This is a genomic window from Leifsonia sp. NPDC058194 (assembly GCF_042883605.1).
Lineage (GTDB): Bacteria > Actinomycetota > Actinomycetes > Actinomycetales > Microbacteriaceae > Leifsonia.
The window spans coordinates 622965-640214 of sequence record NZ_JBHVVL010000001.1 but is presented as its reverse complement, the minus strand read 5'-3'; the positions used below and the strand labels follow the sequence as shown (position 1 = coordinate 640214).

General features: G+C 71.1%; 18 protein-coding genes. 17 read left to right on the top strand and 1 reads right to left on the bottom strand.

All coding sequences use genetic code 11. From position 1 onward, the window contains the following. The first annotated feature begins 49 nt into the window (after positions 1–49). The 14 genes from ACFVU2_RS03035 (at position 50) to ACFVU2_RS02970 (ending at position 13656) form a co-directional block, all read left to right on the top strand. A complete protein-coding gene (locus tag ACFVU2_RS03035; protein WP_387870809.1) occupies positions 50–1354 on the top strand; it encodes an extracellular solute-binding protein in 1305 nt (434 codons plus the stop codon). 110 nt (positions 1355–1464) lie between these two features. Further along, positions 1465–2439 (top strand): carbohydrate ABC transporter permease, encoded by a 975-nt coding sequence (locus ACFVU2_RS03030; protein ID WP_387870807.1) that lies wholly within the window; start codon positions 1465–1467, stop codon positions 2437–2439. Continuing rightward, positions 2436–3290, top strand: a complete 855-nt coding sequence (locus tag ACFVU2_RS03025) for a carbohydrate ABC transporter permease (RefSeq protein WP_387870804.1) — start codon at positions 2436–2438, stop codon at positions 3288–3290. The genes ACFVU2_RS03030 and ACFVU2_RS03025 overlap by 4 nt, the downstream gene beginning before the upstream one ends. Continuing rightward, the gene (locus ACFVU2_RS03020; protein ID WP_387870802.1) at positions 3287–5116 is read left to right on the top strand and encodes a glycoside hydrolase family 35 protein; all 1830 of its coding nucleotides are present in this window, start codon (positions 3287–3289) and stop codon (positions 5114–5116) included. The genes ACFVU2_RS03025 and ACFVU2_RS03020 overlap by 4 nt, the downstream gene beginning before the upstream one ends. Before the next feature lie 142 nt (positions 5117–5258). Next, positions 5259–5924, top strand: coding sequence for a GntR family transcriptional regulator (locus ACFVU2_RS03015; protein ID WP_387870799.1), 666 nt, complete (start codon positions 5259–5261; stop codon positions 5922–5924). Between the two features lie 86 nt (positions 5925–6010). Next, the gene (locus ACFVU2_RS03010; RefSeq protein WP_387870796.1) at positions 6011–6754 is read left to right on the top strand and encodes an MBL fold metallo-hydrolase; all 744 of its coding nucleotides are present in this window, start codon (positions 6011–6013) and stop codon (positions 6752–6754) included. Positions 6755–6779: 25 nt separating this feature from the next. Further along, positions 6780–7565, top strand: coding sequence for an NAD-dependent epimerase/dehydratase family protein (locus ACFVU2_RS03005; protein WP_387870793.1), 786 nt, complete (start codon positions 6780–6782; stop codon positions 7563–7565). Beyond that, the gene (locus ACFVU2_RS03000) at positions 7562–8551 is read left to right on the top strand and encodes a phosphoglycerate dehydrogenase (protein WP_387870790.1); all 990 of its coding nucleotides are present in this window, start codon (positions 7562–7564) and stop codon (positions 8549–8551) included. The genes ACFVU2_RS03005 and ACFVU2_RS03000 overlap by 4 nt, the downstream gene beginning before the upstream one ends. Continuing rightward, a complete protein-coding gene (locus ACFVU2_RS02995; RefSeq protein WP_387870788.1) occupies positions 8548–9354 on the top strand; it encodes a hydroxypyruvate isomerase family protein in 807 nt (268 codons plus the stop codon). The genes ACFVU2_RS03000 and ACFVU2_RS02995 overlap by 4 nt, the downstream gene beginning before the upstream one ends. Further along, positions 9351–10055, top strand: a complete 705-nt coding sequence (locus tag ACFVU2_RS02990; RefSeq protein WP_387870786.1) for a hypothetical protein — start codon at positions 9351–9353, stop codon at positions 10053–10055. The genes ACFVU2_RS02995 and ACFVU2_RS02990 overlap by 4 nt, the downstream gene beginning before the upstream one ends. Continuing rightward, on the top strand, positions 10052–11293 hold the full coding sequence (gene otnK, locus ACFVU2_RS02985) for a 3-oxo-tetronate kinase (RefSeq protein WP_387870783.1): 1242 nt from the start codon (positions 10052–10054) through the stop codon (positions 11291–11293). Before ACFVU2_RS02990 ends, otnK begins: the two co-directional genes overlap by 4 nt. Beyond that, positions 11290–11943: a class II aldolase/adducin family protein gene (locus tag ACFVU2_RS02980; RefSeq protein WP_387870780.1), complete on the top strand. Its 654-nt coding sequence runs from the start codon at positions 11290–11292 to the stop codon at positions 11941–11943. Before otnK ends, ACFVU2_RS02980 begins: the two co-directional genes overlap by 4 nt. Next, positions 11940–12617 (top strand): substrate-binding domain-containing protein, encoded by a 678-nt coding sequence (locus ACFVU2_RS02975; protein ID WP_387870778.1) that lies wholly within the window; start codon positions 11940–11942, stop codon positions 12615–12617. Before ACFVU2_RS02980 ends, ACFVU2_RS02975 begins: the two co-directional genes overlap by 4 nt. A 52-nt stretch (positions 12618–12669) precedes the next feature. Continuing rightward, complete coding sequence (locus ACFVU2_RS02970; protein ID WP_387870776.1) at positions 12670–13656, top strand: nucleoside hydrolase; 987 nt, start codon at positions 12670–12672, stop codon at positions 13654–13656. 25 nt (positions 13657–13681) lie between these two features. Here the strand turns inward: ACFVU2_RS02970 and ACFVU2_RS02965 are convergent, their stop codons facing one another. Further along, positions 13682–13942 carry a hypothetical protein gene (locus tag ACFVU2_RS02965; protein ID WP_387870773.1) on the bottom strand — a complete coding sequence of 87 codons (261 nt, stop codon included), beginning with the start codon at positions 13940–13942 and terminating at the stop codon, positions 13682–13684. Between the two features lie 277 nt (positions 13943–14219). Between ACFVU2_RS02965 and ACFVU2_RS02960 the strand changes: the two genes are divergently transcribed. From ACFVU2_RS02960 to ACFVU2_RS02950, 3 genes are all read left to right on the top strand, one after another. Further along, positions 14220–15548 carry an MFS transporter gene (locus ACFVU2_RS02960; protein WP_387870771.1) on the top strand — a complete coding sequence of 443 codons (1329 nt, stop codon included), beginning with the start codon at positions 14220–14222 and terminating at the stop codon, positions 15546–15548. Between the two features lie 123 nt (positions 15549–15671). After that, entirely contained in the window at positions 15672–15995 is a 324-nt protein-coding gene (locus ACFVU2_RS02955) for a hypothetical protein (RefSeq protein ID WP_387870768.1), read from the top strand. A gap of 20 nt (positions 15996–16015) precedes the next feature. Beyond that, positions 16016–17158: an AI-2E family transporter gene (locus ACFVU2_RS02950; protein ID WP_387870765.1), complete on the top strand. Its 1143-nt coding sequence runs from the start codon at positions 16016–16018 to the stop codon at positions 17156–17158. Positions 17159–17250: the final 92 nt, after the last annotated feature.

Below are 17250 nucleotides of genomic sequence, written 5' to 3'. Positions count from 1 at the left end.
ACTCGCTTCTCGAACCCGCTGAAGGGTGTCTGTGTTCAAAGGAGAGGCAGTGAAGAAGTCAGCAGCAATCCGTTTGACCGGCGCGGCGGGGGCGGTCGCGCTCGGCCTGATGAGTCTGGCCGGGTGCTCCGGCGGATCCGGGTCCGGCTCATCCGAGTCCACGCCCGCGACGGTCTCGTTCTGGGGCTGGGCCCCGGGCTACGCCGACGCGGTCAAGGCGTTCAACGCCTCCCACAAAGACGTGGTCGTGAAGTACCAGGAGGTCCAGCCCGGGTCCAAGGGCGGCTACCAGAAGATGCTCAACGCGGTCACCGCGAACAACGCGCCGTGCCTCGCGCAGGTCGGGTACGAGACCCTGCCGAGCTTCGCGGCGCAGGGCGCCCTGGAAGACGTCGCGAGCTATGCGAAGGCCGACGAGAAGGACTTCCAGCCGGCGGCGTGGAAGTCGGTGAGCATCGGAGACGCCGTCTACGGCGCCCCGGTCGACACCGGCCCGATGGGCCTGTTCTACAACAAGGAGCTCTTCGACTCCCTCGGCCTGAGCGCCCCGGCGACGTGGGACGAGTACAAGGCCGACGCTGAGAAGATCCACGCGTCCGACCCGAAGAAGTTCATCTCGTCGCCGTACCTCGACTACGACTACGCCGGGCTCGCCTGGCAGACCGGCGCGAAGTGGTTCGACGTCGACGGCGACTCCTGGAAGGTGACGATGGCCTCCGACGCCAACGCGAAGGTCGCCGACTACTGGCAGGGCCTCGCCTCGGAAGGCCTGATCAGCAGCGCCCCGATGTACGACCAGGCCTGGTACACCGGCCTCGGCGACGGCAGCATCGCGACCGTCGTCGGCGCCGTCTGGCAGGCGGGCGTCATCAAGGGCGGCGCCGCCGACGGCTCCGGCAAGTGGGCGGTCGCCCCGATGCCGCAGTGGTCGGCCGGCGACGACCAGGTCGGCAACGCCGGCGGCTCGGCGACCGCCGTGCTCAAGGGCTGCTCCAATGCGAAGGCCGCATGGGAGTTCGCCCACTGGATGAGCACCGACAAGGACACGTACAACACGCTCGTGCAGAAGGCCGGCCTCTACCCGGCCGCCACCGGTCTGACCGACCTCCCGGCGCTCAGCGAGGGCGACCCGTACTTCGGTGGCCAGAAGATATTCGACGTGTTCGCGGACGCGGCGCCGAAGGTCAACCCGGACTGGACGTGGGGCCCGGTCATGACCAAGACCGCCGCCGACCTCGACGACGGCCTGGGCAAGGCCTGGGCGGGCCAGGGGACGATCGCCGACGCGCTGAAGAGCGCGCAGGACAAGACCGTCGCCGAGCTGAAGAAGCAGGGCCTGAAGGTCTCCGAGTAGGAGCCGTCGGGACGACAACGGGGGCGATGGATGCGGCGGGCCGGTTCGGGACGGACCGCCGCATCCCGTCGTGAAGGCGCACGGCATCCCGTGCGCGGAGAGAAGGAAACGTGACCGACCAGGCCGTCGCCGAGCATCCGGCGACCCCATCGGCGGCGAGGCCGGCGGCCCCGCGAGGGCCGCGGAAGCCGCACAGGCCGCGCCGCTCGTTCAGCTGGCGCGCGCCGCTGCTGTTCCTCGGGCCGTTCGTCGTGCTGTTCGCCGCGATGAACATCGCCCCGATCGTCTACGCCTTCGTCAGCAGCCTGTTCACGGTCAAGCGCTCCGGCCTCGGCCTGACCGCGCCGACCCAGGAGTTCGACCCGTTCGCGAACTACGTGCACGCCTTCGGCGACCCGGACTTCGTGGCGTCGCTCGGCCGCGTCGCCCTCTTCGGCGTCGTCCAGGTGCCGGTGATGCTCGGCCTCGCCCTGGCACTGGCCCTGCTGATCGACTCGAAGTCGGCGCGCGGCAAGGGCTTCTTCCGGTTGTCGAGCTTCCTGCCGTACGCCATCCCGGGAGTGAGCGCGGCGCTCGTCTGGTCGTTCATGTACTCGACCACCTCGAGCCCGATCAACCACCTGCTGGAGCCGCTCGGCATCCAGCTGCCCTTCTTCGACGACGGCACCGTGCTCTGGTCGGTGGCCAACATCGTCACCTGGAGCTGGACCGGCTACAACATGATCATCATCTACGCCGCACTCCAGTCCATCCCGGCCGAAGTGCTGGAGGCGGCCAAGCTCGACGGCGCCTCCGCGTTCCGTACCGCCTGGAGCGTGAAGATCCCGATGGTGCGCAGTGCGATCGTGCTGACGGCCGTCTTCTCGATCATCGGCTCCGCGCAGCTCTACAACGAGCCGACCGTGCTCCAGCCGATCTCCGGCGGCTCAGTGTCGTCCACCTTCACCCCGATCATGTCGGCGCAGGCCGCCGTCGGCGCGGGCAACTATCCCTACGCGGCGGCGCAATCGGTCATCCTCGCGGTGCTCGTCGGCGTGATCTCGTTCGTGTTCTTCCGACTCACCAGCAAAGGGGACAAGGCGTGACCCTCCTCAGTCCGCGACGGGACACCACCCCGCTGAGCCGCACCGTGGTGATGGTGCTGCTCGCCGTCTCCACCGTCTACTTCCTCTTCCCCCTCTGGTGGCTGCTGGTGTCGGCGACCAAGCCGTTCGGCCAGCAGTTCTCGGGCAACGGCCTCTGGTTCGACGGCTTCGGGCTCTTCGACAACCTCGCCCGGCTCACGGCGCAGGGCGACGGCATCTTCTGGCAGTGGATGCTCAACAGCCTCCTCTACTGCGGCGTCGGCGCCGGGATCGGCACCGTGCTCTCCGCGATGGGCGGGTACGCGCTGGCCAAATACGACTTCCCCGGGAGGGGCGCGCTGTTCGGCGTGATCCTCGCCGCGGTGCTCGTGCCGAAGATCCTGTTCACCCTGCCGCTCTACCTGATGTTCTCGGGGGTGCACCTGATCAACAACCCGCTCGCCGTGCTGCTGCCGAGCATCGTCAGCCCGTTCGGCGTGTATCTGGCGCGCGTCTTCGCGGCCCAGTCGGTGCCGGACGAGGTGATCGAGGCCGGCAGGATCGACGGCGCGAGCGAGTTCCGCATCTTCCGCGCCATCTCGACGAAGATGATGCTGCCCGCCCTCGTGACGATCTTCCTGTTCCAGTTCGTCGAGATCTGGAACAACTACCTCCTGCCCGCCATGGTGCTCGGCGACGACCACATGCAGCCGGTCACGGTCGGCCTCGTCGGCTGGAACGCCAGCCATGTCGCCGTGCCGCCGCCGCTCGTCGTGATCGGCTCGCTGGTCTCCGTCGTGCCGTTGATCATCGCCTTCCTCGCCCTGCAGCGCTTCTGGCGCGCCGGGATGACCGCCGGAGCCGTGAAGTGACCCTGACCGCGACCTCCCCTCTGCTGAGATACGAGGACGGCGTGCTGCTGCGGGCGGGGACGCCCCACCAGGTGCTCTCCGGCTCCCTGCACTACTTCCGGGTGCATCCCGCGCAGTGGCGGGATCGGCTCGAACGGCTCGCCGCCCTCGGGCTCAACACCGTCGACACCTACGTCGCCTGGAACTTCCATCAGCGCCGCCCCGACCGCCCGGCGTCCTTCGACGGCTGGTGCGACCTGGAGGCGTTCATCGCCCTGGCCGGCGAGGTCGGGCTCGACGTCATCGTGCGCCCGGGCCCCTACATCTGCGCCGAGTGGGACAACGGCGGCCTGCCCGCCTGGCTCACCGGCCGGGTCGGGATGCGCGCCCGCAGCTCGGACCCCGCCTTCGTGGCCGCCGTCGCCGCGTGGTTCGACGAGCTGATGCCGCGTCTGGCCGCTCTGCAGGTGTCGGCGGGCGGCCCGATCGTCGCCTTCCAGGTCGAGAACGAGTACGGCAGTTACGGCGACGACGCGGAGTATCTGGAGTGGTTGCGCGCGGCGCTGGTCTCGCGCGGCGCGACCGAGCTGCTGTACACGGCGGACGGTCCGACCGACCTCATGCTCGACGGCGGCAGCCTCCCGGGGGTGCTCGCTACGGCGACCTTCGGGACGCGGGCGGAGGAGGCGTTCGGCCTGCTGCGCTCACGCCGCAGCGGGGAGCCCCTGCTGTGCGCGGAGTTCTGGAACGGCTGGTTCGACCACTGGGGCGAACGGCACCACGTGCGCACCGTGCCGAGCGCGGACGCGACGCTCGGCGAGATCCTCGACGCCGGCGGCTCCGTCAGCCTCTACATGGCGCACGGCGGCACGAACTTCGGTCTCTGGGCCGGGGCCAACCACGACGGCCGGCTGCAGCCGACCGTGACGAGCTACGACTCGGACGCGCCGATCGCCGAGCACGGTGCGGTGACGCCGAAGTTCCACGCGTTCCGGGAGCGGTTCGTCGCTGCGGGCGGCCGGGCGCTCCCCGTTCCGGCGGATCCGCTCATCCTGGCTCCGCGCACCGTCCCGGTCGCCCGGGGAGCGGCACTGCTCGACGCGCTCGGCTCGGTGCCGTCCACCGCACGGCGTGCCACCCCGCCCAGCTTCGAAGAGCTGGGCATCGCCGCGGGCCTGGTGCTCTACCGAGCGACGCCGCGTGTCCCTCTCGGCGAGAGCACCATCACCGTCACCGGACTCCACGACCGCGCGCACGTCTTCGTCGACGGTGTGCTCGCCGGGATCCTGGACGCGGACGGCTCCGTGCCGGTGACCGGTTCGGGCGAGCGGGTCGAGCTCCAGCTCCTGGTCGAGAACCAGGGTCGCATCAACTACGGGCCGCTTCTCGGTCAGGGCAAGGGCATCCTGGGCGGGGTGCAGCTCGGCCGCCGCCTGGTGCACGGCTGGACCGCGACCGCGCTGCCGCTCGACGAGTGGACGAGGGAGGAGGTCGAGCGACGGGCTCGCCGCGTCCACCCGGGAGGGCCGATCGCGCCGGGTGCGCCGATCGCGGTCGGCGGACCGGCCGGGTTCTCCACCGCGGAGTTCGTGCTCGATCGTGACGAGCCTGCTGACGCCTTCCTCGCCCTGCCGGGCTTCGGCAAGGGCTTCGTCTGGGTGAACGGGTTCCTCCTGGGCCGGTACTGGGAGATCGGCCCGCAGGTGACGCTGTACGTCCCGGCACCCGCCCTCCGCGCGGGCGGCAACACGGTGACGGTCCTCGAACTCGAGCACTCGGGCGATCGCATCGAGTTCCGCGCGCGGCCCGAGCTCGGGCCTCCCGAGGAGTATGTGGAGATCTTCTGACCCACTCGCGACCCGTCCACCCTCGCTCCGTCCACCTGCGCGCGGGCGTCCGCGCCGAATGCGGCGGCGATAGAATCGGGCGATGCCGGTCCGCCGGTGCCGCCAGGGCGGTCGGCGACTGATTTTCGAACAGGGGTCATGGATGGTTGAGCGGATAACACTGAGACAGCCGATCGCCGATCAGATGTACGAGGTGTTGCTGCACCAGTTCATGTCGGGCGAGCGGGCCGCGGGGGAGAGCCTCAACATCGGTGCCCTGTCGCGCGAACTCGCCGTGAGCCAGACGCCGCTGCGGGAGGCGCTCGCTCGCCTGGAGCACACCGGTCTCGTCGAGCGGGAGGCGCTGCGCGGCTACCGCGTCGCCCCGGCGATGACACGCGACGAGGTCGAGCAGCTGAAGGAGGCCCGCCTCCAGCTCGAGCCCTGGCTCGCGCGTGAGGCCGCGGCGCGCCGCACGGACGCGTTCGTCGAGGCGCTGCGCGAGACCCTGGACGACTTCGACCGCTCGGCCGAGGTCGCCGACGTCGAGACCGAGGGCTTCGACCTGTACTGGCGGTCGGACGACCGCTTCCACATGCTCATCGCGGCGCAGTCGGGCAACAAGTTCCTGGAGCTGGCCTACGGTGCGCTCGGGGGACAGATCCAGCGGTTCCGGCTGTTCTCGAAGTTCGGCCGCACGGGAGCGCAGGGCGCGGCCCCGGAGCACCGGGAGATCTTCGACGCGCTCGCCGCGGGTGACGCGGATGCGGCTGACGCCGCGATGCGCACGCATATCGCCGGAGCGACCGAGCGCCTGCTCGCGCGCTGACCCGAGGCCGGCCCGAGAGGGCTTTGACTGTCCCCTTCAATCGCTATACTATAGTTGTGACATCAGCGTGGAGGGAGGACGACGGCGTGACCACCTATGCAGCGCACCCGATCGTCGACGGGTTCCCGGGAAAATCGCACTCGCACGGCGCGTTCGGCTGGAGCAGCCTGTGGCTGCTCGACGACGGCGTCCGGCGCGTCCTCGTCGATGCGGGACAACCCGCCTACATCCCGCTGATCCACGAGGGACTGGCGCGGCACGGCCTCACGGCGTCCGACATCACCGACGTCCTGATCACCCACCTGCACTGGGACCACGTCGCGAACTTCACCATGTTCGAGAACGCGACCACCTGGGTGGGTGAGGCCGAGCTCGCCTGGGCCGCGCAGCAGCCCGCCGGTACGACCTTCATCCCGGACCTGCATGTGCGCGAACTGCTCCGACGCACCGAGGGAGTCGAGCGGATGGCGCCGGGCCAGGAGGTCCTCCCGGGCATCCACGCGCTGGCCAGCGCGGGGCACACCCCCCACCACCTGGCGTTCTTCGCCGAGCGCACCGACGATCGGCTGATCTTCGCCGGCGACGCCGTGAAGAACATCCACGAGCTCGCCACCGCGCAGGCCGACTCGACGATGGACGCCGACGCCAGCGTCGCGACCATCGACCGGCTGCGCTCCCTGCTGACCGACACCGCGGGCGTGCTGGTGCCCGGCCACGACGTCGGCCTGCGGCTCGACGGCCGGTCCGTCGAACGGGTGCGCCCGCAGCGCGCCGCCATCGGCTTCTTCGCCGACGGCGACGGCGACGAGCAGGACCGCAGCATCGGATGAGCCGCATGACGACGAAAGGACGACGATGACCTCCGTGCTCTACACCGGCGGCACCGGACGCATGGGCCGCGTGATCCGCGACGGGCTGGCCGGCCGGTACGACCGCGTCGTGCTCTACGCGCGCAGCGAGCCGACCGAGCCCCTCCACGCGGGGGAGGAGGTCGTCGTGGGCGATCTCGCCGACCTCGACGCGCTGGTCGCGGCCGCATCCGGCGTCGACGTCATCGTGCACCTCGGCGGCGTGGCAGACGAGGCGCCGTTCACCGAGATCCGAACCGCGAACATCGACGGCACCTACAACGTCTACGAAGCCGCGCGCCTGGCGGCCGTGCGCAGGGTCGTCTACGCGAGCTCCAATCACGTCGTCGGCTTCCATCCCGCCACCGAGGTGCTCGACGAGACCGCCGGGCTGCGCCCGGACACCTACTACGGCGTCTCGAAGGCCTTCGGCGAAGCACTCGCGCGTCTCTATCACGACAAGTGGGGGGTGGAGTCGGTGCTGCTGCGCATCGGGACGTTCCGCCCCGAGCCGGAGGACGCCCGCCAGCTCGCCCTCTGGCTGAGCTGGCGCGACGGCATCGAGCTGACCCGCTGCGCGATCGAGAGCGGCCCCGTCGGCTGCCAGGTCGTCTACGGCTGCTCGGCCAACACAGACGGCTGGTGGGACGGCCGAGCCGGGTGGGACGCGATCGGCTACGTGCCGCAGGACGACGCCGCCGACCACGCCGCCGCCATCAGCTCAGACGCCGCCGCGCCGCAGTTCCACGGCGGGGCGTTCACCGCATCCGATTACGAGGGAGGGATCTGGTGAGCGACGCCGAATCCACCGATGTCCTGATTACCACCGCATTCCTGCTTCCCGGCGACGAGGTCGACGAGACGCTGCGCGCGGCCGGCCTGCGCACCCGGCACGAGCCGGATCTGACTGCGCTGCCAGCCGAGGAGCGCGCGCGCCTCCTCTCGCGGGTGCGGGCCATCATCGCCGGCACCCAGCCGCTGCGCGCCGACGTACTGGAGCAGGCGCCGAACCTCGAGATCGTCGTGCGCACCGGCGTCGGCTACGACAGCGTCGACGTCGCCACCGCGACCGACCGCGGCGTGCCCGTCTGCGTGACGGCCGGCGCCAACCGGCAGGCTGTGGCGGAGCATGTCTTCGCGCTGATGCTCGCCGTCGCGCGGCGCGTGCCCGAGAACATCGCCAACCTCGCGGCGGGCAGCTGGCAGCAGCTGACCGGGCGTGAGCTGCGCGGCGCCACCCTCGGCATCCTGGGTCTCGGATCGATCGGCAAGGCCGTCGCCGGGATCGCCCGCGGATTCGGGATGGACGTCATCGCTTACGACCCCTACTTCGATGCGGAGTTCGCCGTCGCCAACGGCATCCGTCGCGCGAGCCTCGACGAGGTCGTGGCTGAGGCCGACTTCATCACGCTGCACCTCTTCCTCGACGACTCGACGCGCAACCTGATCGACGCCGGCCGGCTGGCCGCGATGAAGGACGACGCGATCCTGGTGAACACGGCGCGCGGGGGCATCGTCGACGAACGGGCGCTCGTCGAGGCCGTGCGCGACGGTGTCATCGGCGGCGCCGCGCTCGACGTCTTCGCCGCCGAGCCGCTGCCCGCCGACAGCCCGCTGCTGCACACTCCCGGCATCCTCGCCACGACGCACGTGGCAGGCGCGACCCGCGAGGCGCGCGGCGAATCCGGCCGGATGGCGGCCGCGAACGTCATCGGAGTACTCGCCGGCCAGGCTCCGCAGTTCGTGGTCAACCCCGACTATCAGGGGGTCCCGGCGTGATCGTCGAGACCGCCGGCGGTCCCGTCCGCCTGGCCGCGAACCTGAAATGGCTCTTCACCGAGCTCCCGTTCGAGCAGCGCTTCGACGCCGCGGCGGAGGCGGGGTTCACCGGCGTGGAGTTCGCGTCGCCGTACAGTCTCCCTGCCGAGACGGTCAGGGGGCTCCTGGACGCCGCCGGTCTCGAGCAGGTGCTGATCAACACGCCCGCTGGCCCGGCCGGCTCCCCGACGGCGATGGGCGCCGCGTACGTGCCGGGAGCGCAGCAGGAGTTCCGCGAGGGAGTGCGTCTCGCCCTCGAGTACGCGGCCGTGCTCGGCACGTCGGTGATCCACGTCATGTCCGGACTGCGCCCCGCAGAGGCCGACGCCGAGCACGCCTTCGCGACCTACGTCGCCAACATCGGCTGGGCCGCCGAGCAGGCGCGGGGCACCGGCGTGCGCATCGCGCTGGAAGCGATCAACAAGCGCGACCAGCCCCGGTACGGCCTCGCCACGATGGAGACCGCCGCCGCCGTGGCGGAGGCCGTCGACCCCGAGACGGTCGGCGTGCTCTTCGACGTCTATCACGCGCAAGTCGACGGCGGGAACCTGATCGAGCGTTTCGAGCGGTTACTGCCGTTCATCGCGCACATCCAGATCGCCGACAACCCCGGCCGCGGCGAACCCGGCACCGGCGAGATCGCCTACGACCGCGTCCTCGCCCGGATCGCCGCCAGTACGTACGACGGCTGGATCGGCTGCGAGTACGGCCCGGTCGCGGACACGCGCGCCGGGCTCGCCTGGACCGAGAGGATCGCCCGATGACCCCCGCGAATTCGACTGTGCCTGTGAAGCCGACGGCTCCTGTGAAGATCGCCCTGATCAGCGCGACGCCGCTGGCCATCCCGCCGGCCGCCGCCGCGGTCGCAGATGCGCTGCCCGGCAGCACGGTGTGGAACCTGCTGGACGACCGGCTGCTCGCCGACGCCGAGCAGCAGGGCGGCATCACCGACCCGCTCGCCGTGCGGATGGACGACCTGATCGAGCTCGCGCTCGCCGGAGGGGCCGACGGGGTGCTGCTGACCTGCTCGCAGTTCGGCACCCGCGCCGAGGTGCGAGACCGTGCGGCCGACCCGGCCGCCGTCCTGTCCGCGGACGGCCCGCTGTTCGCCGAGGTGGCCGAGCGCAGGCCCGCCCGGGTGCTCCTCGTCGCCTCCCTCGAGTCCGCGGCCGCCGACAGCACCGAGCGTCTCTCCGCCGTCCTCGCCGCCGCCGGTGCGACCGCGACTGTTGCGCCGCTGGTGGTCCCCACCGCGGCCCGACCCCCGCAGGGCGAGAGTCTCGACCAGGTGCTGGGCACGGCCATCGCCACGGTCACGGAGCCGTACGAGCTGGTCGTGCTGGCGCAGTACTCGCTTGCCGCCGCGGCCGGTGCCCTCGCCGAACGGTTCGGCGTACCGGTGCTGGACGGCCCGAGCGCCGCCGCCCGTCGACTGAGCGCCGAGATCGCCAGGCGCGCACGATGATCGGCGTCATCGCCGACGACGTGACGGGAGCGACCGATGTCGCCGCCGCGCTGAGCCGCGCCGGATTGCGCACCCTCTTGTCGCTCACCGAGGACATCGGCGCGCACGAGGCCGATTCCGGTGCGGATGCCGTGGTGATCGGGCTGAAGACACGCTCCCTCCCGGCCGCCGAGGCCGTCGACCGGAGCCTCGCCGCGCTCGACGCCTTGCAGCACCTCGGCGCTGACCGGTTCTATCTCAAGTACTGCTCGACGTTCGACTCCACGGCGGAGGGCAACATCGGGCCGGTCACCGAAGCTCTGGCCGTGCGGCTCGGGGCGCGGACCGTCGTGACGACGCCCGCCGCCCCGCTGCACGGCCGGACCGTCTACCAGGGGCATCTCTTCGTCGGAGACGCACTGCTCGACGAGACGCATATGCGCGAGCACCCGATCACCCCGATGCGGGACTCGTCGGTGCCACGCCTGCTGACGCCGCAGGTCGGCGGCACGGTCGGCCTCCTGCCCCTCGAGATCGTCCGGCACGGCGCTGCGCGCATCCGGGAACGGATCGAGGCGGCGCACACGGACGGCACGGCGCATCTGGTCGCCGACGCGGTCTCGGCGGACGACCTCGCGGCGCTCGCCGAAGCGCTCGACGACGCACCGCTGGTCGCCGGATCCGCGGGGCTGATCGGCGAGATCGCCCGTCGCCGCCCGCCCTCCGACGCTGCGGTCACGGGTCCGCCCGCCTCGCGGACGGCGATCATCGCGGGCAGCTGCTCACGCCGCACGCTGGAGCAGATCGCCCGCTTCCGCGACGAGGGCGCCCCGGCGTACAAGGTCGTCGCGGCGCCCGGCGACACCGCGACCGGCCTGGCCGGGCGGGCCCTCGCCTGGTGGGACGCGCAGCCCGGCGAAGCCTCAGGACTTCTTTACTCCTCCAGCACGGCGGAGGAACGCGAGGCGTCGATCGCGGGTGCCGCCGAGCTCTACGAGGAGGTCGCGGGACTGATCGCCGACGGGCTCGCCGCCCGCGGGGTCTCCCGGATGCTGATCGCCGGGGGCGAGACCTCCGGCGCCGTGATCCAGGCCCTCGGGACGCGGGTCGCGGTCGTGGGGGAGGAGGCCGCGCTCGGTGCGCCCTGGATCCACGATGTCGCGCGCGACCTCCACCTGGTGCTCAAATCGGGCAACTTCGGCGACCCCGACCTGTTCGTCGACGTCGCCCTGCGCGACGCGGTCGAGGCGCGCTCGTGACCGCGCCCACTGCCGCCGCCCGGGCCGTCGAACGGGTGGCGCACGACATCCATCGCCGCGGTCTCACCCACGGCCGGACCGGTAATCTCGCCGTCCGTGAGGGGGAGCGCGTGCTGGTGACCCCCACGGGCGTCAGCCTCGGGGCGGTCGAGGCGGACGCGCTCTCGGTGCTGGATGCGGACGGCCGGCATCTCGCCGGGCCGCGGCCGACCAAGGAGGCCTTCCTGCACGTCGCGATGCTGCGGGTGCGCCCCGACGTCAACGCCGTCGTTCACACCCATTCCGTGCACTCGGCCGCCCTCTCGTGCCTGGACGGACTCGACACCGAGCGGCCGCTGCCCCCGCTGACCGCCTACTACGCGATGCGCGTCGGCGCCCTGCGGTTGCTGCCCTACTCTGCTCCGGGCGATCCGGAGGCGACAGCGACGATCGAGCGGGCCGCGCGCGACTCCCACGCCCTGCTCCTGCGCAACCACGGCCCCGTCGTGGCGGGTGCCGACCTCGATGCGGCGCTCGACGCCCTCGAAGAGCTCGAGCACACAGCGCAGCTCTTCTTCCTCACCCACGCCCACCGGACGGCTCCGCTGTCCGACACCCAGGCCGCCGCCCTGCACCCGGGCGCCCGGACCGGAAAGGCTCCGACGCCATGATCACCCTCTACAGCGGACTCGTCGTCCGGCAGCCGCTCGTCGACACCGTCATCCCGGCGTTCGAGTCGGCGACCGGCATCCCGGTGCTGGCGACGTTCGAGCCGACCACCAAGCTCCTCGAGCGCATCGGCGCGGGTGAACGCCCCGACCTCGTGCTCGGGGTCTCGTCGTCGGTGCACGATCTCGCCGACTCCGGCGTCGTCGACCGGGGGGCGATCGCCGACATCGCGGTCTCCGCCGTCGGCTTCGCGCGACTGCCGCACTCCTCGGCTCCCGTGGACGACAGCGCGGACGCCTTCCTGGCGTACCTGCTGGCGGCACGCGCCGTCGCCTACACGCTGTCGGGCGCCAGCGGGCTGCACTTCATGGACGTGCTCCGCCGCCGCGGTCTGCTCGAACGGATCGACGAGCGCGCCGTGCGCTTCGAGTCGGGACTGACCGCCGAAGCGGTCGTCGACGGACGCGCCGACGTCGCGGTGCAGCAGGTCAGCGAGCTGCGCTCCGTCGCCGGACCGCACCTCGTCGAGCCGATCCCGCACGACCTGCAGGCGTATGCGCGCTTCGCGATCGGCGCGCGCACCGGCGCGCCCGACGCGGCGATGGACTTCGCCCGCTCGCTGTCCGGCGCATCCGCCCAGGAGGCGTTCGCCGCGGCCGGGCTGAGCAGACCCTGATCCCCGCCGCGCGCTTCCACCGAACAGAACCGAACGAGAAGGAACAGGAACGATGAGAAAAGTCGTGGTCGACACGGACACCGGCGTGGACGACGCCCTGGCGCTGATGCTGCTGGCGGCCGATCCCGACGTGGAGATCCTGGCCGTGCTGAGCGTCTTCGGCAACACCTACGGCGATCGCGCGGCCGACAACGCCCGCTATGTGCTCGACACCTGCGGCCGCGAGGATGTGCCCGTGTACCGGGGTGCGGACGCTCCGCTGAAGCAGGAGCTGCGGCTCTCGGCCGGGATCCACGGCGAGGACGGCTTCGGCAACACCGGCCTCCGGCCGCGCACCGCCGTACCGGCCGAGCCGAGCGGCATCCCGATCCTTCTCGACCTGGTCGACGCGCACGAGGGCGAGATCGACTACGTGGCGCTCGGGCCGCAGACGAACCTCGCGATCGCCCTGCAGACCGACCCCGCCCTCATGCAGCGTCTGCGGAGCACGACCATCGTCGGAACGCTCGGACCGGCGCTGTACCACGACACCGAGCCGTGGGCCGATCGGCGCTTCCGCGTCTCGCGCGACCCCAACGTGTCCTTCGACATCGATGCGGCACAGGAGGTCGCGAAGCGCGAGGGCGACATCACCTGGTGCGGCCCCTATGTGACCCGCCAGGCGATGGTGCCGGAGGACTTCTTCCTCGAGATCGCCGCCTCCACCGGCAACGCCCCGGCCGAACTGATCACACGGATCAGCGCCGACTACGCCGGCTTCTACACCCGCTCGTACCCGCAGTCCGACGGCAAGCGCATCATGGGCATCAACGACTCCCTCGCGGTGGCGAGCCTGCTGCGCCCGGAGCTGGTGGCCGGGTCCGTCCAGCGCCCTCTGCAGACGTTCGAGGATCCGCAGACAGGCGACCGCTACCTGGCCGGCGTGCACCCGGTGAAGGGGGAGACTCGTCCACTCCACCGGGTGATCTTCGACATGGACTTCGACGGCGTCCTGGAGCTGATCGGCGATGTGCTGCGCAAGCCGCTTCCCTGGCGGTGAGCCCCTGCCGGCCGGGCGGGCGGGCTCAGTCGTAAGAGCGCGCCCGCACCCACGGCATCGGCAGGAGCTCGGGGGAGGCGACGGCCACCACGGTGCCGTCGCCGCCGTCGACGAGCACGCGCACCTCCGGAGCGATCGAGGGGACCAGCTCGCGGCACACACCGCACGGGTTGATCACGCGCGGGACGCCGTCCTCACCGAGGCCGACGGCCACGATCGTGACGATGCCCTCCTCGCCTGCGAGCTTCGCGTTGGCGACAGCTGTGCTCTCCGCACACACGCTCACGCGGGGGGGAGCGGAGGCTGAGGCCGAGATGCACCGCTCCCGACGCCCCCAGCGCCGCCGCAGCCACGCGCGTGGTGGTGGCATCGTGCGTCCGCAGCAGTGCGGCGGAGGCCTCCGCGATCAGTTCCTCGTCCGTCGCCGTGATCGTCTGAACCATCGTCGGTCCCTTTCTCTTGGTGATGTTGTCGCTATACTATAGTTTTGACAGGCGAGGCCACCTCCCCCTGAAGCCACCCCTCCATCCCCCGATCTGCACCTGAGCGAAGGAGCTCACAGAATGTTGGAAAACCAGGACACCGCGGCACCCGCGACCTCCGCCACCCCTGCCGCGTCCCGGCCGCACACCACGCGCAACCTGTTCGCCCTGAGCGCCGGACACGCGCTCGAGTGGTTCGACTGGGCGATGTTCGGGCTGCTGTCCGTCTACATCGGCAACGCGTTCTTCCCCGGCTCCAGCCCTGCCGCCTCCACCCTCAACTCGCTCGCCGTGTTCGCGGTCGGATTCGTCGCCCGGCCAGTCGGCGGCGTCGTCTTCGGCCTGGTGGCCGACCGGATCGGTCGCAAGGTGGTCATGCTCTGGGCGGTCGGGGCGACCGCGCTGGCCAGCTTGATCATCGGCTTCCTGCCCACGCACGAGGTGCTCGGCATCTGGGCCGGCGTCATCGTGCTGATCCTGCGCCTCGTGCAGGGCTTCTCCACGGGCATCGAGGCCCCCCTCTCCAACGCGTACGGCGTGGAGCTGGTGCCCGATCGGCCCGGCTACGTCGCCGGGTTCATGGCGTTCTTCAACAACCTGGGCAACCTCCTCGCCCCCCTCACGGCCTTCACCGCCAGCGCACTGCTCGGCCCGGCGGGCATGACGGCCTACGGCTGGCGCATCCCGTTCATCGTCGGCGGCCTGCTCGGCTTCATCGTCCTCTGGCTGCGGCGCTCGCTGCCCGAGACCCTGGGCTCGGAGGACGGCCCGGCCGAACCCGGCACCATCGCGACCCGTACGGAGTCGATCCGCGTCTGGCGCGGCGTCAAGCACTACTGGCTCAGCATCGTCGCGGTCATCTTCGTCGTCGGGGCGATCCAGGCCTACAACTACACCTGGCTCTCCGGACTGCCGTCGCTCGCGACCGGTTCGTACGGGGGGGACCCGACCAGCGTCTTCGCCATCAGCACCAGCCTGAGCATCGTCCTGACCATCGGTGCGCTCGTCCTCAGCCGCTTCCTGGACAAGTGGGCGCTCTCGCGTTGGTTCGTGCTCGGCCGTGCGCTGGCCATCCCGACCATCTTCCTCGTCATGATCTACACCGGAAACGGCGTCGGATCCCTCGCAGCGGTCATGCTCGGCGGCTCGCTCGTGCTCCTGCTCAACCTCACGATCTACAACACGGTCGCCAACTCCCTCATCCCGCAGTACTGCCGTGGCACCGCCGTCGGCATCGGTTACGGAGTCGGCGTCGCCCTCTTCGGAGGCACCGCCTCGTACCTCTTCGTCTGGCTGCAGAGCGTCGGGCTCGGCAGCGTGTTCCCGATCTACGTCGCGGTGCTCTGCGCGATCAGCCTCGTGCTGTACCTCCTCGCCAAGCGCCGCCACGGCGTCTTCTACGGCGAGTAAGCACCACCCGGAGAGAACCCCCGCGGCATCCGTGACGGACGCAGCGGGGGTTCTCGACATCTGATGCTGTGCAACGAGCGCTCCGACGGGTTGGATGGGGGTGAATCCGACGAGAGGAATCGCATGACCGACAGCCCCACCACCTCGTTCGACCTGCTTTCGACGCAGCTGCTGCAGGACCCCGACCTCGATGTCTCGGTGACCGCCACCGGCCTGCACGTGCGCGGACAGCTCTTCGCCTACCTCGACGGGGACGAGCTCGCCGTCGACCTGCCGCACGATCGCGCCGGCGACCTCGTGGGCCGGGAGGTCGCCTCACGAGTCCCCGCTGCACGCGCGGAGGCGAAGGGCGCCTGGGTGCGGGTCGCCGCCACCGAGGACTGGCCGGAGCTCGCGGCCGAGGCGCACCAGTTCGTGGGCGAGCCCGCGGTGGGCAGGGACTCCTGAACGCGGAGAGGAGACCACGGATGGAGCTGCGCTGGAATCGTCCGCGGCCGGGAGGCGGCACGGCCTCGAGCCCGACCGTCCCGAGCGGGGTGCGGTCGGCGTCGGAATGGTCGTGGCGTCTGCTCGTGATCATCGGGCTGGCCGCCGTCGTGATCTACCTGGTCATCCTGTTCCAGGAGATCGTGATCCCGCTGCTGGTCGCCCTGCTGGTCTCGGCGCTGCTGCAGCCGGCCGTCGCCTCCCTGGTCCGCCGCCGCTGGCCGAAGTGGCTGGCGATCGTGGTCACCCTGGTGGCCTTCGCCGCCGTGGTCGCCGCGCTCGTCACGCTCGTCGTCTGGCAGGTGCGGGCGGGTCTCCCGCAGCTGGAGCGCGAGTCGGTCGCCGCCTACGACCGCGCGCGCGACGTGCTGCGCGCGCCGCCGTGGAGCGTGAGCGACACCCAGCTCGCCGGGTACCTCTCGAGCGCGGGCGATCTCATCTCGAAGGACAGCTCGCAGATCATCGGGGGAGCGGTGCGCGTCGGCTCGACCACCGGGCATCTGCTCGCCGGCGGCCTGATCGCCGTGTTCGCCACGATCTTCATGCTGATCGACGGCGGCGGGATCTGGCGCTGGATCACCCGGCTGTTCCCCCGCACCGGCCGTCCGGCGATCTCCGCCGCGGGCGACGCGGGCTGGACCACGCTGACGAGCTTCGTGCGCGTGCAGATCCTCGTCGCCGTGGTCAACGGCGTCGGGATCGGGCTGGTCGCGTTCTTCCTGGGGCTGCCGTTGGCCATCCCGATCGGCGTCGTCGTGCTGCTCGCCTCGTTCATCCCCGTCATCGGCGCGATCGTCTCCGGCATCATCGCGGTCGTCATCGCGCTCGTCTTCGCCGGGCCGGTGCAGGCGATCATCATGCTCGCCGGGGTGTTGCTCGTGCACCTCCTCGAGGCCCACGTCATGCAGCCGCTGCTGGTCGGGGGAGCGGTGAAGGTGCATCCCCTGGCCGTCGTGATCGGCGTCGCCGCGGGCACGGGGATCGCGGGCATCCCCGGCGCGCTGTTCGCCGTGCCGCTCATCGCCGTCGCCAACGCCATGGTCACGGCGATGCTGCGGACGGTCCACGGCACCCCGCCCGCGAACGACCCCGGCCCCGAACCCGTTCAAGCCCGCGAGTGGTGAGTCGTTGGGGGGGGGGGGGGGGCGGCCCGCCCCACCACGGTAACAATATGCCCGGCGGGCGACACGGGCCGGGGGGCCACGCCCCGCTCGAG